We start from the raw sequence: 19,822 nt of genomic DNA, 5'->3' as shown, positions 1-19,822 counted from the left end.
AGACGAAGCAAGCTCAGGATGCTTGACAAGAGTACCACGTCGAAACTACGTTTCTCTTCGCAATGACGATTCTCAGTACTTCTCTATATAATACTTATTCTTATCCCTTAAATCCAAAACCTTATAATTTTGGTTAAATAGCTTATTAGCTTTATTTAGTGCATCGACATATTTTAATGCTTCTTCAAACTCTTTTTCAGGTAACTTAATACTTATATTACCTTTAAGATTTAAATCCCACCTTCTATCTCCGAGTCTTACAGCAGCTGAAGTTTTATTCATTAATGCCGGATATTTCTGCAGCTCTAATACTAATGTACCTGCATAGATATTCGCCCCTTCCCCTACAACATGTAATAAATGAGGAAAAGGTTGAATATTTTTACTAATTTCGTAACCTTCTTCATCGACTAAGAAAAGCTGATTATTAATTTGCCAAATAGCAATAGGTTCTCTTTCAAATAATTTTATATATACCGTATTTGGTAATCTTCTACTGACATATACTTCCTTGATCCATTTATTTTTCTTTAAATTATTTCTAATTTCGTCTAATTTAAGAGCAAAAATAGGACTGTCCTTATTCGCATTTAAAACATTTAATATTGTAGGCTCATCGACATTTTGCTGTCCTTCAATGATAACATTCTCAAGTTTAAACCCAAGTTTTGTTGTTGTTTGGTATATATTTGTTGTTAAGTAGGTTTTTATGCCGGCAAAATATTTTGTAAAAACAAATAGACATACAAAGATAATTAAAGCAATCTTAAGCCCTAATATTGCTTTTTGGTAAATTAGTCCTAATTTTCGGCGTAATGAGATATTATTAGTTTTTTTTGTTTGTCTTTTTTTATTGGAGCTTGTTTTTTTTCTCATGATTCAAAGCTTGCCGTCTTTATAATTTCTTCAATTAAGTTAGTAAAATTTATCCCTGCATAAGCTGCAATTTCCGGCACTATTGATAAAGACATCATACCTGGGTGAGTATTTATCTCCAAAGCATATAACTTGTTTGTCTGCTCTTCTAAAATAAACTCTGCTCTAGCAGGACCTTTACAATTCATTGTTTTATAAATTTTTTCTGATTCTATAAGTAATTTCTCATATAAATTAGCAGGTAGCGGAGCAGGACAAAGATGATCAGCAAATCCTTCGGTATATTTAGTTTCATAATCATAGAAACGATTCTTTAGTAATTTAATCTCTAAAGCTCCAAGAGCTTTGCCGTTTAATACCGCTACTTGCAATTCTCGCCCTTTTATATATTGTTCTATTATTACCTGATCACCGTAAGGAAAATAATAATCGGCAAAGTTAAAATCGTCTTCTGCAAATATCACCTCAACACCAATACTTGAACCTTGCGTAAGAGGCTTAATAACGTACGGTCGTTTCATAGGATCATTTTTTATATTATCGCTTTTATTTACAACAATGCTTTCTGCCATATTAATATTATTCCTTAAAAACCAGATCCTAGAATGTATTTTATCGAATGCTAAAGCTGAAGATAACACGCCGCTATGAGTATAAGGAATCCGCATTATATTAAGTAATCCTGGTAAACAACCGTCTTCACCATATGTACCGTGCAGGCAATTAAAAACGATATCAGGTTTTATTTCTTGTAATCTAACGGCAATATCCGCTCCCATATCAATAAAGGTAACTCTATATCCTAATTCAATTAAAGCTTTACTAACTCCTTCGCTTGACACTAACGATACTTCACGCTCAGCAGACATACCGCCTGCTATTAATGCTATATGCTTTTTACCGGTATTACTTAATATTTTGACTATAGAGTGTTCTACCCAATGTGTTTGATATTTATGCACGTTTTTTCCTTTCTTATTAAATCCATTGTAATTCCTAACTAAAAGCGGCCTTGTTGCATAGCTCGAAAAACCTACTCGATGTCATCGCCGCGTAGGCGGGGATCCAGAAAAATAACTTCAATATTGATATAGAAGTTACATATTATAAAATAAACATATAAAAAACTTGTTTTTTATATGTTTTACTGGATTCCCGCCTTCGCGGGAATGACATAAAACTAGCTGCAACAACGCCATTTTTAATTAGGGATGACGTCCGATTCGCTTAATCTCCCACTCTAACTTAACCCCGCTATCTTCAAATACTTTCTGCTGGACGAAATCACCTAAATCTTCTAAATCCTTAGCGGTAGCATCACCATTATTTATCATAAAATTACAATGAAGTTCTGACATCGAAGCACCGCCTATTCTATAGCCTCTAAGCCCCGCTTTGTCAATAAGTTCCCAAGATTTATACCCTTCAGGATTTGCAAAAGTACTACCGCCCGTACGCTCTTTAATAGGCTGTGTAGATGATCTTGCGTTATTTATTTCATTCATCCGTAATAATATATTTTCACTATCGCCTTTATTTATTTTAAAAACAACTTTGAGAATAATTAAATTCTTTGGTAAATTATTACTGCGATATTTAAAACCGATTTCTTCATTTGTGAATGTTAAAAAGTTTCCTGCAAAGTCAATCGCTTCAATCTGCACTACAATATCTTTAAATTCAGAGCCGTAAGCACCGGCATTCATAGCAACACCGCCGCCGATAGTCCCTGGAATACCTACTAAAAACTCAAAACCGGAAATAGCATTTGCTTGACAAAATTTTGCTAAATTATAATTAAGGCAGCTGCTACCTACTATTAAATGATTATCTATAAACTCAATATTGCTAAAATTCTGACCAAGTTTTATAACGACCCCTTCTATGCCGCCGTCTCTTATAATAATATTTGAGCCTGCTCCAAAAGTCTTTATAGGTAATTTTTGCTTATTTTGTATTAAGAAACTTTTTAAATCTTCGCTATCTAAAGGTTTAAAGAAAATTTCAGCATTACCGCCTACTTTAAACCATGTTAAGTGTTTTAAATTATAATCTTTTTTATACTCGCCTTTTACTATCGGTAAAATTAACATATTTAGTCCTGCTATTCGCTTTACTGTTATCTTCACTCTTTTGTCCCCTAGTTCGCTTGACCCTATGTTATACGAACAGATGTCATTCCCGCAAAAGCGGGAATCCAGAAAAAAATGATAACAACAAAGAAAATTATATACTAAATTTTTATATAATTTATTTAAAAAACTGGATTCCCGCTTTCGCGGGAATGACATAAGAGCTATGCAACAATACCAGTCAAACCACAGTATGACAGCTAAAGCCACGGGATGACAATCTCCCATCTAATTCATTAGCAAAACTTGAAATATTACCTGCTCCCATCATAATTATCATATCACCAGAAGCTGCATTATCTATAATAACTCCAACCGCATCATCTAGCTCTGCTAGAAAATTTGCTTTATCGTGATGTTTACGCTTAGTAATCTTATCAACTAAACTTCGTCCTGTAATTCCTTCTATAGGGTTTTCACCTGCAGCATATATATCGGTAATATAGAGTATATCGGCATCAGCAAAGCAAAGCATAAAATCATCAAATAAATACTGCATTCTTGAATATCTGTGAGGCTGAAAAATAGCAATAACTTTACCGTTTTGTTTATTTGCTATATTTTTAGCCGTCGCAAGCGTTGCTTTGATTTCCTCAGGGTGATGAGCGTAATCATCGATAATTGAAGCGTTATTATATTCAGCTACTTTAGTAAATCTCCTCTTCACTCCTTTAAAATTATTAAAACCGTTTTTAATAGCTTTAATACCGAAATCTAATTCTATCCCAACAGCAATTGCAGCAAGACTATTTAAAATATTATGTCTTCCGGGCGTTGGAATAGTAATTTTTTCAATAATCGTTGTACCTAGTACACTTGGTAGACTAATTTTTACGTCAAAAGTAGAGGAGGCAATATCAGTGTTAATATTAAACGCTATAATATGAGCATCTTCCGAATCGATGCCATAAGTCACAATCTTCCTTTCAGTAATCTCGTCTACTAACTTACGCACTATTTTATGATCGATACAACAAACGGCAAAACCGTAAAACGGCAAATTAGTAATAAAGCTTCTAAAAGCACCAATTAATGTTTCAAAATCTCTATAATAATCTAAATGTTCAGGATCAATGTTAGTTATTATCGCAATAGTTGATGGAATATGAATAAACGTTGCATCCGATTCATCGGCCTCCGCAATTAAATAATTACTTGAACCAAGATATGCATTAGTCGATTTATTATTGATGATCCCACCGTTAATAACCGTAGGACATAAACCAGCTGCCTCAAATAAACAAGCAACTAAAGAAGTAGTAGTGGTTTTACCGTGCGATCCCGAAACTGCTACTGAACATTTTAATCTCATAAGTTCAGCAAGCATGTCCGCACGTCTAATAATTGGAATTTTACGCTCCAAAGCTTCTTTTATTTCAGGATTCTTTGGATTAATTGCCGATGAAATCACAACATACGACACATTGGTAATGTTCTGCTCGGCGTGTCCTAAAAATATTTTAATGCCGTATGACTCAAGCCTTTTAGTATTATAATTTTCTACTAAATCGGAACCTTGTACTTTATAACCTAGATTATATAATATCTCGGCAATACCGCTCATGCCAACGCCACCGATACCTATAAAATGTATAGTTTCTAAGGTTTGATTAGTTTTTTTTAATTCAAGTAACAGCATTTAAGTTTAATCATTTAAAATTGAGTTCTGCATATAGGTTTTAAGTCACATTGTCAAGTACTAACTGTGTCATACCGCGACTTGATCGCGGTATCCAGTTGAAAATATTAAAATCATTGATATTAAAAGTTATTTTTATGGATACCGTGGTCAAATCACGGCATGACATCGGAGTCTTTTTCAAGAGCCATGCAACAAAACCGGTTCAGTATGACAATTATTAAACCTCATCCCCTCTATCAAATTTTGCTTCGGAATAGAAGTTTCCTTGTAGCCCACCGACTTTTAGATCAATTAAAAATTTAGCTATTTCTCCGTTTTCTACGAATTCAGCTACCGTTGCAATACCTAAATCTTCTGAAATTTTAATTAATCTTTCCACGAAATACCTACTTTGTACATCACTTGTAATACTACGCACATATTTACCGTCAATTTTGATAATATCAATTGGTAAACTTTGAAGTTGTTTAAAAGAAGTAAAACCCGCACCAAAATCGTCTAATGCAAATTTACATCCGTACTTATGTAGTTTATTAATAAATAAAGTTATTTTATCGTAATGCTGATTGAAAGAAGTTTCCGTAATTTCAATAATTAAACGATCCCGAACATTATGAGCTTTTAATAAGTTTTCTGCTATTTCCCATAAAGCTTCATCGCCTGTTCCTATATTTGAAATATTAACGGCTAACATTAAGTTTGGGTTGCGGGCAAGTTCATTAACAGTCATTTCTAAAACAATTTGATCAATTATAAAAATTAATCCTTTATTTTCAGCAATAGGGATTATAGGACCTACGGAAATATAAACACCGTTCTCGTCAGGTATACGAAGCAGACATTCATAATAATGAATCTTCATAGTATTACGATCTATTATAGGCTGATAAGCAAATCGCATAGTCTTTTTTGCTAAGGCTTGTCGTAGTAAGTTAAGCTGAAGATTAGATTTTCTTATATTTTCTAAATCATGTTCTGTACTGCTATATTCACGGTAATAATAATTATTATTTTGTGCAAGTAACATATTTAATATTTTTTCAATTTCTTTAGCATTATTACTTACTTTTTTTGGAAATTTAATACTAGCAATATAACAATTCATATAAATTGCCGGCTTCTGTTCATTAATATAAAGCTGCAAAAATAAATATAATTTTCTAGCAAAATTTTTAATTAAGTCAGAATCAGTAGTATTTAGGATAAATAATATTCTATCTTTCTTTATTTTCTTAAACTTTGAAAAAATATTAAGTTCTTTGCTTACATCTTCAATGATTTGATCTAAATCTTCAATTATAAAATGCTTACCCTGCTCTATAAATTCTATTTCATCATAATTAACTAATCTACAAGCAAAACATACGCCTTTTTCCAATTTATCTATCGCATCTTGTAAATCTTTATAATTCGTTCTTAATTCCGACATTGCCATGTGTATCATAAAATTATATACTTAAGAATATTAGGACATTTTTACTGTAAATGAAATAAAAATATGAACCGCATAGAAAGGATACAAGAAAAATTAAGTGTGTTAAAACCACATTTTCAAGAAATAATAGATGAAAGCTATAAACATGCTAGTCATTATAACGGAATTCACAGCCATATAAAAATAAGAATTTCTGCAGAAACATTACAGGGGCAAAGCCTAATTGCCAATCATCGCACGATTAATAACTTACTTGCCGATGAATTTAATAGCGGCTTGCATGCTTTATCGATAGAGGTACTATGAAAACAAATAATATTTTAAAAGTAGCCATTGGAGCTAGCAGCGTAGCACAAAAAGCCTTAAATAGTATAACGGATAAAAGCTGTGGCATAATTGAGGATAAAATACTTAAAGGTAATTACGTCACTCGCGAAGAATTTGAAAAATTACAAACTTTAGTAATAAAACTCAAGAAAGAATTAGCAGAGTTAAAGAGCAAATAATTCATCAACTAGTTTCAGAATTTTCTATTTTTGCTTTTAGCTCTTCTATGTCTTCTATAGTTAGCCCTGTTGAATCTGCTATTATATTGACATCTATATCTTTAAGTCATAAGTTCTTTGCTATTTCTATGCTTCTTTCTTTCCCTTGTTCACACTGTTCTTCCTAAAGCTATTTCCTCGGCATCTTCCATTAATTGCGCTCTTTTATATAGGCATCATATTCTTTGGCGGTGAGGTTATGCATTTCTATTATATTGTATGCATCTAATACCTTCTCGCTCTTTATATTTGCAGGTGGGGTGTTTTCTGTTTCTGCACACTTAAATAAATGTAGCCACTCATCTATAGTAGTTTCAAGCTTATCTTTATCAAAATTTTAAGCTCTATAAATACATAGGAAAAATCAAATAAATATTTGTTTTAGTTTCAAGCATTTTAGTCTTAATAAGTGCAATAACTATTACCGGTAATAAATCTTTATGCTTTATTCCTTGTGTAAGTTGCTGTACGTAAGAATGAGCAGAATAATATTGCACTCTTTTTAAGTAATCGCTTTCATTTCTTTTTTGCATCTCGATTATATACCAGCTACCGGCTTCAGCTTTAACCTTTAAATCAAATATGCTTCTTGTTCCCTTTATCGAGCATAGGTACTTGCTCTACAGATATAAATTCTATTGCTTTAATTCTCAGCCCCTCAGGTAGTTCAAGAACTGCATTGATAAATTCCTTGAACCTCTCTAAATCACGAAAGATTTTTTAAATACACTATCAATTAGTGGGATCTAAATATCTTTGCATATTAATTATTACTTTTGGTATTACTCATAATTATATAGCTTTTTAAGTAATCAGTAAATAAATACTAGAATATGTACTGTTAATAGAATAATTATTGCTATTTTTTAACAAAAATTACGTACTTTGATCCGTTCTAATGGATACGATTGCTGACATGCCGGGAACTAGATTAGCATTTGGGGATTTAAAATCTATTAAAACAGGTACACGTTGTACGCTTTTAGTAAAATTACCGGTAGCATGATCTGGTGGGATTAAGCTAAATTTAGAGCCGGTCGCAGGAGCAATATTACGAATTTTCCCGTAAATTACCTTTTTAGGCAAAGCATCAAATTCAATTTTGACTTTCATGCCGGACTTAAATTTCTGAATTTGTGTTTCTTTAAAATTAGCCTGAATATACATAGTATTATCTTGAACTATAGAAAACAACACCCTACCCGGTACTATGTAATTTCCGACTTCTAAACTACTATTACCGAATATACCGGGTACCATAGCAATAAGTTTAGTATTTTGTAAGCTCCTTAAGGTTACTTTTTTATTTTCTGTTAGCTCTTTAAGTTTTTCCTGTTCTGCTGCTTTTTCAAGCTCAAGAAGCTGTAAATGTTGCTTAGATATATCTAAATCTAACTGTGCTTGTTTATAATCCGTTTTGGCTTTTTGATATGCGTTTTTAGAATCATCTAACGTTTTAGAGCTAGCAAATTTTGCCTTATTTAACTCCTGCACTCTCATAAAATCTGTTGCAACAATATCAAAGCTTATTTTATTAAGCTTTAATTTTTCAGCTGCTTGCTCTAGGCTACTCTGCCCTATTGAGATTTTTTGCTCTATAATTTCTATATTTTTTATGCAAGCTTCAATAGATGCTTCAAGTGCTGCAAGCTTTGCCTTATAATCTCTATCGTCAATTTCACCTATCAGATCGCCTTTATTAACTTTAGTATTATCGGTAACAAATAACTTTGTTAAAACACCGCTAACTTCAGCACTAACATTTGAAATATCTGCATCTATGTAAGCATTATCCGTAGATTGTGTATTGGCCCAAACATAAATTCTATATCCCAAATAAATAAATATGATTAAGGCTATAATAATTACATATTTAGTAAATGGATGATGTTTATATTTGTCGATAGCTTGTTGTAATACACTCGGCATAATTAACTTTACCAATACCCTCTATGTTTAAAAAAATAACAAATGGGTATAGAAAGAATATATATAACTGCAATTAACGGCAGTGAATACCATGGATATATGATAAGATTTATAATAACAAGAGCAACTAAAATCATTGCAAGCGATAAATATTCAGGTTTAATACTCAAATTTTTTGTTGAAATTGTAGGAAGCCTACTAGCAAGTAGCAAAGCTATAATAGCCAAATATATATTAATTGTTATAGTATGAGTACGGGTATTGATATTTAATAACGTACTGATTTCAAAATCTATCATTACAGGCATTAAAGCAAGTAAAGCACCGCATGGGGCAGGTACACCGGTAAAAAAATAGTCAGTTTTATCTTGTTTCGGTTGATAAATACCAACGTTAAAGCGAGCTAAACGTAGTGCCATACACACTATAAATAATAACATTACCGCTGATGAAAATACCTTATACTCATATTGTTGAAAAGACCATAAATATATCAGATAGGCAGGAGCTATACCGAAATTAGCAAAATCGCATAATGAATCAAGCTCTGCACCAAATGGACTAACTGCATTTAGCATCCTTGCTATTCTACCGTCGATACTGTCAATAATTGCCGCTACTATAATGCAATATACCGCAAGTTCCCATCTGCTATCCAAAGCAAATTTTATAGAACTCATACCGGTTACTAAACCAAGCAACGTAATAAAGTTGGGAATTAATTTTATTAGAGGTACAGGCTTAGTTATTATAGATTTACGCATTTTTAACAATTTTTATACTCAAAATGTATTTATCACGTCATTGCAAGGAAAAAACAGTGTGGTTGCATGGCTGTCAATGTCTCATTCCTGCAAAAGCAGGAATCCAGAAAAAAATAATCTTAATTGGTACAAAATTATATATTTGATAAAATAAACAGATAAAAAACTTGTTTTTTATACGTTTCACTAGATTCCCTCCCGCCTACGCGGGAATGACATAAACAAACCATGCCTACAGCTGCTCGCAATGACGGTTTTAAAGTTATGAGGCTACTTCCTTTCAAACTTAAATTCTGTTGTCTTTTTACGTCCAAAATCAGCAATGATAGTTTCACCGCCTATAGCAGTCTGCCCTTTACTCACTAATAAAGCTGTTTTCAACGGTAGATAAACATCTACTCTGCTACCGAAACGAATTATACCGTATCGCTCGCCCGTTTTCACTTCATTACCCTCTTCTAAATCACAAACTATACGCCTTGCTATAAGTCCGGCTATTTGAACAAAAACAATTTTCTGACCTTGAGCCATTTCCATTAATACTGATTGACGCTCATTATAAATACTAGCTTTATCGAGTGAAGCATTAAAAAATTTTCCTGGATTATAATGAAGTGCTAAAATTTTTCCGTTTGCCGGGATTCTATTAACATGGACATTAAAAATATTTAGAAAAATACTCACTCTAATCATTTCCACATCACCGAGTCCTAATTCCGGAGGCGGCAATGCTTCCTTAATTTCTTGAATTATTCCATCTGCGGGACTTATTACCAGATCATCACTTATAGGCACAAAGCGATCAGGATTACGGAAAAAATAAATACACCAAGCAGTAGCAATACATCCAATACAGCCAAGTTTTTCATTAAATGATGCTAATAAAAAACTTACTAATGCAAAGCTAGCAATAAATATATATCCTTCGCGATGAATAATTTTAAATAAATCATTATATTGTTTCATTTTAATCTCTATGAATCTCCTTATTATTTTTAACTATGCCTGCTCTGCTTTATCCTCTTGGTTCTCACTCTCGTTTTCATCTTCGTCTTGAGGGGTAGCTTGGACTTCTTGCGCAGAACCAAGAGCATATACGCATAAATCCGGGAGTGGAACACCGTTTTTTTTGGCAAGATCATTTAGCTGTGATATTGCTTTCATAACATCATCAGGAATAGTACCACCTCTTTCGTCAGATAACCATTTTGCTTGAAATTGTAGCGGATGATGCCCTTCTTGAGGCGTACCTATATAAAACTTAAACTTGGCTCTTTGTCCACTAAAATCGCAGTCAAATTCAAACTCTTTATAATGTGCCATAACTTTATGAATTAATAATTATATTAATATTATTATAATAATAAAAATGCAAATCTAAAATAATTTCTTGTCTAATATTTTTTAAGTTTTTTAGCAATATAACGATTTGAATATAGAAATTTATCGCTAGAATCTATAATGATTCCGCCTGCTTCCTTAATAAAAAGCTCAAATGCATAATATAATGTAAAATTTAATAATGATAAACATATTAAATCCGCTTTACCTGACGCTACAAGCGTAGCCCCATAGCAAAGAGAACCAAAAGATCTAATATTATCTACCTCTATCTCCTCCAAATCATTATGATTTACACCTTCAATAATTGCTAAACAGTTTTTTAAATCGGCATTATCGGAAACTCTAAGTCTTAATCCTTGATAATTAGAGTTTAAATTATTTTTTTCTATCCAAGCTCCCTTACCTTTTTCAGCATAATAAATTTCATTAAGAGCAGGAAAATATATTACTGTAGAAGTAGGAATTAAAACTTCTTGATTCCTTTTTAAATAAGTTACGGATATCGCAAAAAAAGGTATGCTTCTGGCGAAATTATTTGGGCTATCTATAGGATTAATTAAAAAAACACTCTCATAATTATTATTTAAATCGAATTTATCCTCCGGAAAAAATAAATATTGTGTATATTTTTGTAATTCTTCACATAATAAAGTTTTTAATTTTAAATAAGATCGCTTACAAAATTCTTCATTTCTTACAGAGTTTTTTTGTAGCATTTCGAGTTCTAAAAAATCTCTATGCAAAAACTTAACAGCTTTACGCAGGGCATTAATTAATAAATTAGTTATAGGTTGCATTTGATATTTTTAATTTAAGATATTAGTTTTAGAAATTATGTCATATGGCTTTAAAAATTGATACCATGCCTAGCTAAAAGGATTGCCTGAGTGGATGCTGAAAGTCGTCATTGCGAGGAAAAACTGTAAGTTTTGACTAAGCAATCTCAGGATATTTAACGAGATTGCCACACAGCCTACGGCTCGCAATGACAGGGTGGTATCCATAGTTCAATAAAACAGCTTACTTCGCTCGCTCGACATATGTCATATCATCAGTTTTAATAACAATTTTTTCTCCTATTTCTAAATATTGCGGGACCTTAACTTTAATACCGTTTTCTAAAATTGCTGGTTTATAAGAAGCGGTAGCGGTTGCTCCTTTTATTACCGGATCAGTTTCACTAATTTCAAGTATAACAGTTGGAGGAAGCTCAATATTTAAAGGCTTGTCATTATAAAATTCGACTTTAACAATCATATTTTCAGTTAAGAAAGATAATTTTTCTTCTAACATTTCCTTGGAAATATTTATTTGATCAAAATGTTTAGTATCCATTAATACCAAATCATCACCTTCAAAATATAAAAATTGATAATCTTTTTGTTCAAGTTCAGCTTTTTCTAAATAATCGGCAGAACTGAATCTTTCGTTACGCTTTGTCCCTGTTTTTAAATTTTTCATCTCAACTTGTACATAAGCTCCACCTTTCCCGGGTTGAGTATGTTCCGGTGTTTTGCTGACAACCCATAAATCATTATTATACACTAATATGTTACCTGTTCTAATTGAATTTGCTGAAATTTTCATATATCATACATTTAAGACTTTAAATTAAAGTATAAATATACAAATTATTTCCTTTAAAAACAAGAATTTAATCTTATGACCACAATATTAGTAGTAGATGATATAGAACCCAATATTAAGTTACTAACAGCCAAACTTTTAAAAGAGTATTATACGGTTCTTACTGCAAATAGCGGTAAAGAAGCACTAGCAATTCTTAAAAAAGCAAAAATTGATATTATACTACTTGATGTTATGATGCCGGAAATGGATGGATTTGAGGTATGTAAAACGATAAAAACCGATCCGGAAACTACTCATATACCGGTTGTAATGGTAACTGCACTTTCCGATATTGATGATCGAGTTAAAGGTCTTGAGGCAGGAGCTGATGAGTTTTTAACAAAGCCGATTAACGATACTGCTCTATTTGTAAGACTTAAATCGCTATCTAGAATGAAAAGCTTAATTGATGAGTTAAAGCTTCGTAATAGCACTAATGCATTATTAGGCGTAACAAATATCGAAATGCATGACACTTTTGCAGATAAAAAAATATTACTAATTAATGATGATGTGGTACAAACTAAAAATATAAAACAAATGTTACTTAAGCTTACCCAAAACGTAAAGGTAATAAGTAATTCCGATGAATTAGATATTATAAATGAATATACCCCCGATTTAGTAATTATCAGTAGTACGCTCGAAAATGACGATCCTTTGAGGATCAGTGTTATTTTAAGAGGTAAAGCAGAAATAAGCGGCGTAGTAATAATTTTACAAATTGATGAAGACGGTATGCCTTTGGTTGTGAAAGGTATTGAACTCGGTATTAATGATTATTTCGTTTATCCTATAGAGGAAAGCGAATTGCTTGCTAGAATTAGAACACAATTAAGACGTAAGCAATATCAAGATAATTTACGTAATGATCTTGAACAAAGCGTCAATTTAGCAGTTAAAGACGGTCTAACCGGCTTATTTAATCGTCGCTATTTCGATATACATCTCAAACAAATTATTGAGAAAACTAATAAAGAAAGTATTAAATTATGTTTACTTATGTGCGATATCGACAATTTTAAACATGTAAACGATACTTACGGTCATCAAGCAGGCGATAAGGTTTTAACAATTGTATCCCGTATTTTGAAGAATACTCTCAGAGTAACAGACTTAATAGCAAGATTCGGCGGTGAAGAATTTACTATACTCTTAACGGATATAGATATTTCTAAAGCAATTGAAACTGCGGAGAGAGTTAGAGTTAAAATAGAATATATGAATTTTCACATTGAAGATCAAATTGAACCTTTAAAAACAACTATTTCAATCGGAGTTACGAAATATAAAAAAGAAGAATCAATAGAATCTTTCATTGAACGTGCTGACAAAGCTATGTATGAAGCTAAAACAACGGGTAAAAATAAAGTAGTAAAATTATAATTGATTTTTTAAAGTAAAAAAATAATGAGCAATTCTTCCAAAAAACATCTTGATTTACCATATAGACCAGGGGTCGGCATGATGATATTAAATGCCGATAACCATATATTCGTGGGTAAAAGAATAGATACAAAAATATCTGCATGGCAAATGCCGCAAGGTGGGATAGTTCCCGGCGAAACACCAAGTATTGCAGCAATGCGTGAGATGTTAGAAGAAATAGGCAGCGATAAAGGATATATTATTGCCGAAAGCAAATTCTGGTATAGTTATGATGTACCAAACTTTTTAATACCTAAACTGTGGAACGGTAATTTTCGTGGACAAAAACAACGCTGGTTTTTAATTAGGTTTACCGGAAATAACGAAGATATTAATATAAATACCTCTAATCCGGAATTTGACCAATGGCGTTGGGCATCACTTGATGAACTCTTATCTATTATAATACCGTTTAAACGTAAACTTTACCAAGCCGTCGTAAAAGAATTTGAATCATTAATTCAGTAAAATTTTATATATATAGTACTTGTAGAACAGCACTATTTACCTCTTTATCACCTTCAATTCATTCATTTATAGCACTAAATAATGAAATATCCGTATTATTGCCTAAAGTAAATACAGCACACTCATTTGTTCCTCTAGACAATAAACTAATCTTTATCGCAACTAGATGCAATCATATAATATGTACGTACTATCATTCTTTATTAGGTTATAATTATAATCACCGATTATATGTGCAGTAAATGCATTTGCTAGATTAGATATAGTTATATTAGCAATAAAATCTTTTACTTCTCTTATATGAAATAAGTTTATAATGAAATTACTTAGACAGTAATTTGTTGTTGTTTCAGTTTCCCAATTAACCGTATCAATTTGAGTTTCCGGCATTAAAAATCATGAATTTATATCTTCAAACGCAAATTTTAGCTCTCTAACCAATCCATATAAAATATATTTTTTATCAGCAATATGTACAAAGGTATGATCAGGATGCTCATCTCAAAAATATGTAGAGGTATTAGAAAAAGGTTTTAAATGTACAGAATATACCTTATTTCTATCAAGGCTTTGGTCATAACTATTTTCACTAGAATCAGCTGGTATTAAATTTGGTAATAAAATAAGTCTACAAAAATAACCGATTAAATTAACTATATTTGGTAAAATTTAATATGATAATTTGGCATAAAGTTACTTTATGTTTAGTATTACATGTCTTATTATTAAGATTATTGTTATAATTCAATTAATTTAATAAGAAACCATAGTTTAGCTGCTGTTGATACTTGTGTGATTTTTGCTATTATTCTTTTCACTTAAGTAATTCAACCTGACAATAATTAGATTTTACTTTCTATCTTTGCAGCCAATATAAAGTCGTTTTCCATAAGACCGTCGATTTTATGAGTCCATATTTCCACACTACATGCTCCCCAAGATATAGTTAAATCGGAATGATGTGCTTCCTGCTCTGCAATTTCAGTTATCTTATTTGCAAATTCCATAGCTTTTATAAAATTAGAAAATTTATATTTTTTATAAAGAGGCCCTAATGCATTCACTTGCCACTCACTTTGTAATTGAACTAATAACTTATCAATTTCTTTTTCTCAAGTGGCGGAACTCCACCCTCACATGGTATGCATCTTTTCTCACTGAATACTGTCATAGTTTTTTTTCTATATCAAAGTTAAAATATTGATCTTTATAAGGCTCATCTGCAAGTTGTATAATGCCACTACTCAATTTTACATGCTTTAAAATTATGTTTTTGCATCTTAGAACATAAATAATTACGTTTTGCTAAATATTGCTTATCAATTAATTTACTATCATTAGGTAAAGCTTTATCAAATAAGTCAAAAGAAGTATACATGTCTACCGTATTGTCATCTAAAGAGGATTATAACACGCGCGTCTTTCAGCTTTCTCTTAATAATCTTCAGAATTATTATTAACTTCCTTCTGAAGCTTTATTATTGATCAATCTACAGTACTTACTATGACTAAATCTTTCAGCTATGTAACCTAATATAAAACATTTAGACTGATCTATATATGGGTAAAAGCTTTCCTTATTTTTTTGATCAATATTATCTTTGCTCAATCTTAAAAATGTTGTACAGCTTTTTGTGGCCTATATGCATATAATCAGTGAATAACCATCTTTTTGTATCTCAGCTTGTTACTGCTCTAAGAGCCTTAACAGCTTATATGGTTAAAATTGCTTCCGGTGCTTTATAACCATCTACCTTTTTACCAACAAAATTTTCATCTGAATAATAATGCATATTTTGAATAATTGTAGGGTCGATATCGTTCAGATACATGAACCCTTTAAGTAAGGATTTAGCATATATTGGAAGAAAACTCATAAATATAAAAATTAAACTTGTTAAAATCAATTTCATAAAATGCTAGGCTTTGTAAAGATTTCTAATTGATTTTATTTTGAGATATTTTTTAGTGCAAATCAAATCGTTTTAGAGATCTTCACAGAACCTAATATAAAATAGACTCCTTGGCATAATCTCTTTCTAAAAGTAATTTGAATCTGGTACTCGAATCCTTACATAGATTTGGCTACGCTCCGGTTCTATGTTCTGTGCCTCCTTCAAATTCCTCTTTATAAAATAGGTTATACAAGAAGTCTAATATTTATCTTATACAAAATTTTATTAAAAACTATGGAACTGTTAACAGTACTATAGTAAACTCACCCCCATTTTGTGCCAGGCACGAAAGGTAGAGCCTATATATATAATAGACGAGAGGATGAACAACAAAGCACAAAGTTCAAATCAGTTTACTATAGAACTGTCAAAAAGACGGATGAATGGTAGCGAGGGAGGGATTTGAACCCCCGACACACGGATTATGATTCCGTCGCTCTAACCAGCTGAGCTACCCCGCCAGGAGAAAAGTGTTTATATAATTTGTTAAGAAGTGTCATTCTAGATAAAAGCGGTTACATGGCTTGGAAAATGTACTTAGTGTCATACCGTGGCTTGACCACGGTATCCCAAAAAAATAACTTAAAATACTAATTAATTTAAATATGTTAAGCTGAACCCCACGATCAAGTCGCGGGATGACAATAAAAAATTGATCCATGCAACAATTGACTAGCAACTTCTCAAATTGTATCTTAACGTTTAGAGAATTGTGTTTTCTTACGTGCTTTACGTTGTCCGTATTTCTTACGCTCTACTACCCTAGAATCACGTGTTAAAAGACCACCTTTACGCAAAATAGCATGAAAATCCGGAGCAGATTTATCTAAAGCTTTAGAAATTCCATGCAAAATAGCACCTTTCTGTCCTGAAATTCCTCCACCTCTAACAGTACAAATTATATCATACTGATCAATAGTTTTTGTTAAGACAAACGGCTGTAAGATAGTTTTCACATAAGTTTCAGAAGGAAAATACTGGGCTATTGTTTTTTTATTAACAACTATTTTTCCTTTTCCTACTTTAAGCCATACTCGTGCTATAGCATTTTTTCTTTTACCTGTAGCATAAAACTTGCCTAAATTATCTATTTTTTCTTTAGGAGTTTTTAATACTAAAGGTTCTTTAGTTAACTGCTTTTCTACTTTTTCTGTTTTAATTTTTAACTCGGGCATATTCTATTACTTTTTATTTTTTGGATTTTGGCTTGCAAAATCATAAACAGTAGGTTGCTGTGCCATATGAGGATGATCACCATTTGCATAAACATACAAATTACTCATTTGCTTAGCACCTAAAGCATTTCTTGTAATCATTCTTTTTACGGCCATTTTAATAACTCTCTCAGGGTGTTTACCACTTAAGATTTTACCTGCCGTAGTATCTTTTATCCCACCTGGAAATCCTGTATATCTGTAATATATTTTTCCGTCTTTGGGATTTGCTTTTTTACCTGTTAATTTTACATGCTCCGCATTTATTATGATTATATTATCACCACAATCTAAATGAGGTGTAAAGCTAGGCTTATGCTTGCCGCGTAGCATATTAGCAACTCTGCTAGCGAGGCGTCCTAGTACAATATTTTTTGCGTCTATGACCCACCATTTCTTTTCAATTTCCGATGGCTTTGCCGAGTAAGTTTTCACAATAGTATCTTTTTAATTAGAATTTAAAATTAAAGAATCAAGCAACATATTTAATAGCATTAATACCCGCTATCTGTCAAGCTAAATATAATTTATTTACTTCCAAATATTATTTTTCTATCGGTCGAAAAATATAAATTATTATTTGCTCTTAGCCCATAATAACGAATATTTTTTATAATTTTGACAACATTAGGTATCATGTTTAATCCATTATTATCAACATCAAAACTATATAAAACACCGTTAACGGAAATAACATTTAAACTTCGCTTATTGTTATTATTAACGCCAACAAAAGGTACTAAAAAAGCAGCAGATTTTAGTTTCTTAGGATCTTGTCTATCATTTAAATCAGCTACAAACTTTACTTTCCCTGTTTCAGGATTAAATGCTGCTATTTGTCTAGCATTATTTGTTACAAATAGACTATTACCGATTAAAGACATTGATTGAATATCCTCGGCATTTACCTGCCAAATCACACTGCCAGTTGCTAAATTAAGCTTAATCAGCTTACCAAGACCGGTTGCTATATACAGATTCATATTATCATGAACGGGAGTACATAAAATACTTGATTCGTCAAAATTCGGTATAGCTGTACGATCATTAAGATTTGTAAACTCAAAATTCCATTTTACTTCACCGTTTGTTATATTTAAGGCAAGTATTTGCCCGGAATTATAAGTTACTATTACATTATCATGCTGTACTATCGGCGTCATAAAATAACTAGCCGACAAAACTTCCGCTAGGCTTTCATGTTCCCATACGGTTTTTAAAGTTTCTGCATTTAAAGCAATAGTTTGATTACTGATAGTTTGCACTAAGACAGTATTATCATTGAGCACAATAGGCTTAATTCTAATAATATCCGGAAGTTCTTTTCTAATTATTTCATAACCTGATTTTGCATCTAGCACTACTAACAACCTTGAACCGTATGTTACGTATAATTTTCCGTTATGGTGTAAAATTCCACCGCCTATATAATTATCTTTTTTATGTCTACTTAAATTATAAGACCAAATAATCTTATTTTTCTCTATAGAAAATGCAGAAATATTCGATCTAATATCCAATGCATAAATCATATTGCCTATAAAAACCGGCTCGGTAATCGTTTTACTTCTAGTGAAACTATACTGTTTATTCTTAAGCATATTTGCATTAAATGCATATATATTTGCATTAGAATCTAAATATATAGGCTCATGAGTCTGAATTGCTAATTTAGGAGTCAACTCAACAATATTTTTTACCCTTGTTGGTCCAAGCCCGTTACATGAAATTAAAATAAACGGTAATAACAGAAGTGCTATTTTTTTTGTCATATTTTTCCTTAAGTACGAATTATTATTTATTTAAATTTACAAGCAATGCTTTAGCCTGATCTTTTATTAGATCAGATACATTATTTGAAATTAATAAATTTTTTAGATTTTTTTCTGCTTGCGGTTTCATATTATTCTTAATATCCCACATAGCTTTTATAATAGTTGCTGTAGCCCAAAAAGGTTTTTTCTCGTCATCAAAATAGTTTAAATATTTGGTCAATTTCTCTTTATCTTGAATATCTAGATTGTGATCATCAATAACAAGACTACACCATGAAATACGTGCATAAGAAGTAGAAATTTCGGAATATTCTTTATTTTCAATAATTTTATTAAGCAGGTCTTTCGCTTCTGAATATTTTTTTTTTGAAATCTTTATGGCTACTTGTTTTAATGCAGCTATTTCTTTGATTTTAGTATTACTAGTAGTAACTAAATTCTCTAAAGTATTAAAAGCTAATTCTTCATTATCTTTTGTTGTTTTCAAACCAACAGTCTTAACAAGAATATCTCCGTTTTTTTGGTTATTTTTAATTCTTTTATCTTTATTATTATTAATAACAACCATTATAGTAATAGCTATTATAGAAATGATTATTATTATAGGTAAAAGCTTTTTGAAAAAAATTAACCTTTTTTCTTCATTTTGATCACTCAGTACTTCATCCAAAATATCAGTCATATTT

24 protein-coding genes, 1 tRNA gene and 3 pseudogenes are annotated in these 19,822 nt (G+C 31.4%); 4 read left to right on the top strand and 24 right to left on the bottom strand.

The window, feature by feature from the left end:
- Positions 1 to 72: 72 nt before the first annotated feature.
- The 5 genes from ACHBLB_RS04230 to ACHBLB_RS04210 form a co-directional block, all read right to left on the bottom strand.
- A complete protein-coding gene (locus tag ACHBLB_RS04230; RefSeq protein ID WP_475840798.1) occupies positions 73 to 876 on the bottom strand; it encodes a cell division protein FtsQ/DivIB in 804 nt (267 codons plus the stop codon).
- Complete coding sequence (locus ACHBLB_RS04225; protein ID WP_475840796.1) at positions 873 to 1,838, bottom strand: D-alanine--D-alanine ligase; 966 nt, start codon at positions 1,836 to 1,838, stop codon at positions 873 to 875. Before ACHBLB_RS04225 ends, ACHBLB_RS04230 begins: the two co-directional genes overlap by 4 nt.
- A gap of 243 nt (positions 1,839 to 2,081) precedes the next feature.
- Positions 2,082 to 2,969, bottom strand: a complete 888-nt coding sequence (gene murB, locus ACHBLB_RS04220) for a UDP-N-acetylmuramate dehydrogenase (protein ID WP_475842739.1) — start codon at positions 2,967 to 2,969, stop codon at positions 2,082 to 2,084.
- A gap of 220 nt (positions 2,970 to 3,189) precedes the next feature.
- Positions 3,190 to 4,647: a UDP-N-acetylmuramate--L-alanine ligase gene (gene murC / locus ACHBLB_RS04215; protein ID WP_475840794.1), complete on the bottom strand. Its 1,458-nt coding sequence runs from the start codon at positions 4,645 to 4,647 to the stop codon at positions 3,190 to 3,192.
- Between the two features lie 220 nt (positions 4,648 to 4,867).
- Positions 4,868 to 6,094, bottom strand: coding sequence for an EAL domain-containing protein (locus tag ACHBLB_RS04210; RefSeq protein ID WP_475840792.1), 1,227 nt, complete (start codon positions 6,092 to 6,094; stop codon positions 4,868 to 4,870).
- Positions 6,095 to 6,148: 54 nt separating this feature from the next.
- Between ACHBLB_RS04210 and ACHBLB_RS04205 the strand changes: the two genes are divergently transcribed.
- The gene (locus tag ACHBLB_RS04205) at positions 6,149 to 6,391 is read left to right on the top strand and encodes a BolA family protein (RefSeq protein ID WP_012150544.1); all 243 of its coding nucleotides are present in this window, start codon (positions 6,149 to 6,151) and stop codon (positions 6,389 to 6,391) included.
- Positions 6,388 to 6,591, top strand: coding sequence for a hypothetical protein (locus ACHBLB_RS04200; protein WP_475840790.1), 204 nt, complete (start codon positions 6,388 to 6,390; stop codon positions 6,589 to 6,591). Before ACHBLB_RS04205 ends, ACHBLB_RS04200 begins: the two co-directional genes overlap by 4 nt.
- A 383-nt stretch (positions 6,592 to 6,974) precedes the next feature.
- On the opposite strand, the gene ACHBLB_RS04195 is transcribed toward ACHBLB_RS04200, so the two are convergent.
- From ACHBLB_RS04195 to efp, 8 genes and pseudogenes are all read right to left on the bottom strand, one after another.
- Positions 6,975 to 7,169 carry a PD-(D/E)XK nuclease family transposase gene (locus ACHBLB_RS04195; RefSeq protein WP_475842737.1) on the bottom strand — a complete coding sequence of 65 codons (195 nt, stop codon included), beginning with the start codon at positions 7,167 to 7,169 and terminating at the stop codon, positions 6,975 to 6,977.
- 37 nt (positions 7,170 to 7,206) lie between these two features.
- Positions 7,207 to 7,392 (bottom strand): annotated as a pseudogene (locus tag ACHBLB_RS04190) (hypothetical protein).
- A gap of 114 nt (positions 7,393 to 7,506) precedes the next feature.
- Positions 7,507 to 8,559: an HlyD family secretion protein gene (locus ACHBLB_RS04185; protein WP_475842735.1), complete on the bottom strand. Its 1,053-nt coding sequence runs from the start codon at positions 8,557 to 8,559 to the stop codon at positions 7,507 to 7,509.
- 8 nt (positions 8,560 to 8,567) lie between these two features.
- Positions 8,568 to 9,332, bottom strand: a complete 765-nt coding sequence (gene pssA / locus ACHBLB_RS04180; protein WP_475840788.1) for a CDP-diacylglycerol--serine O-phosphatidyltransferase — start codon at positions 9,330 to 9,332, stop codon at positions 8,568 to 8,570.
- 261 nt (positions 9,333 to 9,593) lie between these two features.
- Positions 9,594 to 10,289: a phosphatidylserine decarboxylase gene (locus ACHBLB_RS04175; RefSeq protein WP_062811288.1), complete on the bottom strand. Its 696-nt coding sequence runs from the start codon at positions 10,287 to 10,289 to the stop codon at positions 9,594 to 9,596.
- Positions 10,290 to 10,322: 33 nt separating this feature from the next.
- Positions 10,323 to 10,646 (bottom strand): DUF2610 domain-containing protein, encoded by a 324-nt coding sequence (locus ACHBLB_RS04170; RefSeq protein ID WP_010976982.1) that lies wholly within the window; start codon positions 10,644 to 10,646, stop codon positions 10,323 to 10,325.
- Between the two features lie 71 nt (positions 10,647 to 10,717).
- A complete protein-coding gene (locus ACHBLB_RS04165; RefSeq protein WP_014362845.1) occupies positions 10,718 to 11,464 on the bottom strand; it encodes an inositol monophosphatase family protein in 747 nt (248 codons plus the stop codon).
- 223 nt (positions 11,465 to 11,687) lie between these two features.
- Positions 11,688 to 12,254, bottom strand: a complete 567-nt coding sequence (efp, locus tag ACHBLB_RS04160) for an elongation factor P (RefSeq protein WP_475840786.1) — start codon at positions 12,252 to 12,254, stop codon at positions 11,688 to 11,690.
- A 75-nt stretch (positions 12,255 to 12,329) separates the two neighbouring features.
- Between efp and ACHBLB_RS04155 the strand changes: the two genes are divergently transcribed.
- Positions 12,330 to 13,682 carry a PleD family two-component system response regulator gene (locus ACHBLB_RS04155; RefSeq protein WP_475840784.1) on the top strand — a complete coding sequence of 451 codons (1,353 nt, stop codon included), beginning with the start codon at positions 12,330 to 12,332 and terminating at the stop codon, positions 13,680 to 13,682.
- A gap of 24 nt (positions 13,683 to 13,706) precedes the next feature.
- Entirely contained in the window at positions 13,707 to 14,192 is a 486-nt protein-coding gene (locus ACHBLB_RS04150) for an RNA pyrophosphohydrolase (protein WP_016926064.1), read from the top strand.
- A 162-nt stretch (positions 14,193 to 14,354) separates the two neighbouring features.
- Here the strand turns inward: ACHBLB_RS04150 and ACHBLB_RS04145 are convergent, their stop codons facing one another.
- The 11 genes and pseudogenes from ACHBLB_RS04145 to ACHBLB_RS04095 form a co-directional block, all read right to left on the bottom strand.
- Positions 14,355 to 14,582 (bottom strand): hypothetical protein, encoded by a 228-nt coding sequence (locus ACHBLB_RS04145; protein ID WP_475840782.1) that lies wholly within the window; start codon positions 14,580 to 14,582, stop codon positions 14,355 to 14,357.
- 6 nt (positions 14,583 to 14,588) lie between these two features.
- Positions 14,589 to 14,881: pseudogene (locus ACHBLB_RS04140) on the bottom strand (hypothetical protein).
- A gap of 153 nt (positions 14,882 to 15,034) precedes the next feature.
- A pseudogene (locus ACHBLB_RS04135) lies at positions 15,035 to 15,363 on the bottom strand (4a-hydroxytetrahydrobiopterin dehydratase).
- Between the two features lie 69 nt (positions 15,364 to 15,432).
- Positions 15,433 to 15,570, bottom strand: coding sequence for a M15 family metallopeptidase domain-containing protein (locus ACHBLB_RS04130; RefSeq protein ID WP_475840780.1), 138 nt, complete (start codon positions 15,568 to 15,570; stop codon positions 15,433 to 15,435).
- A gap of 334 nt (positions 15,571 to 15,904) precedes the next feature.
- Positions 15,905 to 16,105, bottom strand: coding sequence for a D-alanyl-D-alanine dipeptidase (locus tag ACHBLB_RS04125; RefSeq protein ID WP_475840778.1), 201 nt, complete (start codon positions 16,103 to 16,105; stop codon positions 15,905 to 15,907).
- Between the two features lie 426 nt (positions 16,106 to 16,531).
- Positions 16,532 to 16,608: transfer RNA gene (locus tag ACHBLB_RS04120), tRNA-Met, on the bottom strand.
- Between the two features lie 35 nt (positions 16,609 to 16,643).
- Positions 16,644 to 16,808, bottom strand: coding sequence for a hypothetical protein (locus tag ACHBLB_RS04115; protein ID WP_475842812.1), 165 nt, complete (start codon positions 16,806 to 16,808; stop codon positions 16,644 to 16,646).
- Positions 16,809 to 16,842: 34 nt separating this feature from the next.
- Positions 16,843 to 17,322: a 30S ribosomal protein S9 gene (rpsI, locus tag ACHBLB_RS04110; protein ID WP_012736490.1), complete on the bottom strand. Its 480-nt coding sequence runs from the start codon at positions 17,320 to 17,322 to the stop codon at positions 16,843 to 16,845.
- A gap of 6 nt (positions 17,323 to 17,328) precedes the next feature.
- Positions 17,329 to 17,796 (bottom strand): 50S ribosomal protein L13, encoded by a 468-nt coding sequence (gene rplM / locus ACHBLB_RS04105; protein ID WP_004996373.1) that lies wholly within the window; start codon positions 17,794 to 17,796, stop codon positions 17,329 to 17,331.
- A 92-nt stretch (positions 17,797 to 17,888) separates the two neighbouring features.
- A complete protein-coding gene (locus tag ACHBLB_RS04100; RefSeq protein ID WP_475840776.1) occupies positions 17,889 to 19,133 on the bottom strand; it encodes an outer membrane protein assembly factor BamB in 1,245 nt (414 codons plus the stop codon).
- Positions 19,134 to 19,155: 22 nt separating this feature from the next.
- On the bottom strand, positions 19,156 to 19,818 hold the full coding sequence (locus ACHBLB_RS04095; RefSeq protein ID WP_475840774.1) for a DUF2659 family protein: 663 nt from the start codon (positions 19,816 to 19,818) through the stop codon (positions 19,156 to 19,158).
- Between the last annotated feature and the right edge of the window lie 4 nt (positions 19,819 to 19,822).

The sequence above is a fragment of the Rickettsia lanei genome (assembly GCF_056242675.1).
The sequence above is the reverse complement of the archived record's forward strand: the minus strand, read 5'-3'. Positions and strand labels throughout refer to the sequence as shown.

Excerpts from the sequence above, each read along its gene's own strand:
- murC (WP_475840794.1), bottom strand. The coding sequence starts at position 4,647 with ATGCTGTTACTTGAATTAAAAAAAACTAATCAAACCTTAGAAACTATA.
- ACHBLB_RS04095 (WP_475840774.1), bottom strand. The coding sequence starts at position 19,818 with ATGACTGATATTTTGGATGAAGTACTGAGTGATCAAAATGAAGAAAAA.
- ACHBLB_RS04155 (WP_475840784.1), top strand. The coding sequence starts at position 12,330 with ATGACCACAATATTAGTAGTAGATGATATAGAACCCAATATTAAGTTA.
- ACHBLB_RS04145 (WP_475840782.1), bottom strand. The coding sequence starts at position 14,582 with ATGCCGGAAACTCAAATTGATACGGTTAATTGGGAAACTGAAACAACA.
- murB (WP_475842739.1), bottom strand. The coding sequence starts at position 2,969 with ATGTTAATTTTACCGATAGTAAAAGGCGAGTATAAAAAAGATTATAAT.
- ACHBLB_RS04170 (WP_010976982.1), bottom strand. The coding sequence starts at position 10,646 with ATGGCACATTATAAAGAGTTTGAATTTGACTGCGATTTTAGTGGACAA.
- ACHBLB_RS04150 (WP_016926064.1), top strand. The coding sequence starts at position 13,707 with ATGAGCAATTCTTCCAAAAAACATCTTGATTTACCATATAGACCAGGG.
- ACHBLB_RS04125 (WP_475840778.1), bottom strand. The coding sequence starts at position 16,105 with ATGAAATTGATTTTAACAAGTTTAATTTTTATATTTATGAGTTTTCTT.
- ACHBLB_RS04200 (WP_475840790.1), top strand. The coding sequence starts at position 6,388 with ATGAAAACAAATAATATTTTAAAAGTAGCCATTGGAGCTAGCAGCGTA.
- efp (WP_475840786.1), bottom strand. The coding sequence starts at position 12,254 with ATGAAAATTTCAGCAAATTCAATTAGAACAGGTAACATATTAGTGTAT.
- ACHBLB_RS04115 (WP_475842812.1), bottom strand. The coding sequence starts at position 16,808 with ATGGATCAATTTTTTATTGTCATCCCGCGACTTGATCGTGGGGTTCAG.
- ACHBLB_RS04205 (WP_012150544.1), top strand. The coding sequence starts at position 6,149 with ATGAACCGCATAGAAAGGATACAAGAAAAATTAAGTGTGTTAAAACCA.
- ACHBLB_RS04165 (WP_014362845.1), bottom strand. The coding sequence starts at position 11,464 with ATGCAACCTATAACTAATTTATTAATTAATGCCCTGCGTAAAGCTGTT.
- rpsI (WP_012736490.1), bottom strand. The coding sequence starts at position 17,322 with ATGCCCGAGTTAAAAATTAAAACAGAAAAAGTAGAAAAGCAGTTAACT.
- ACHBLB_RS04230 (WP_475840798.1), bottom strand. The coding sequence starts at position 876 with ATGAGAAAAAAAACAAGCTCCAATAAAAAAAGACAAACAAAAAAAACT.
- ACHBLB_RS04130 (WP_475840780.1), bottom strand. The coding sequence starts at position 15,570 with ATGTATACTTCTTTTGACTTATTTGATAAAGCTTTACCTAATGATAGT.
- ACHBLB_RS04185 (WP_475842735.1), bottom strand. The coding sequence starts at position 8,559 with ATGCCGAGTGTATTACAACAAGCTATCGACAAATATAAACATCATCCA.
- ACHBLB_RS04175 (WP_062811288.1), bottom strand. The coding sequence starts at position 10,289 with ATGAAACAATATAATGATTTATTTAAAATTATTCATCGCGAAGGATAT.
- ACHBLB_RS04100 (WP_475840776.1), bottom strand. The coding sequence starts at position 19,133 with ATGACAAAAAAAATAGCACTTCTGTTATTACCGTTTATTTTAATTTCA.
- ACHBLB_RS04210 (WP_475840792.1), bottom strand. The coding sequence starts at position 6,094 with ATGATACACATGGCAATGTCGGAATTAAGAACGAATTATAAAGATTTA.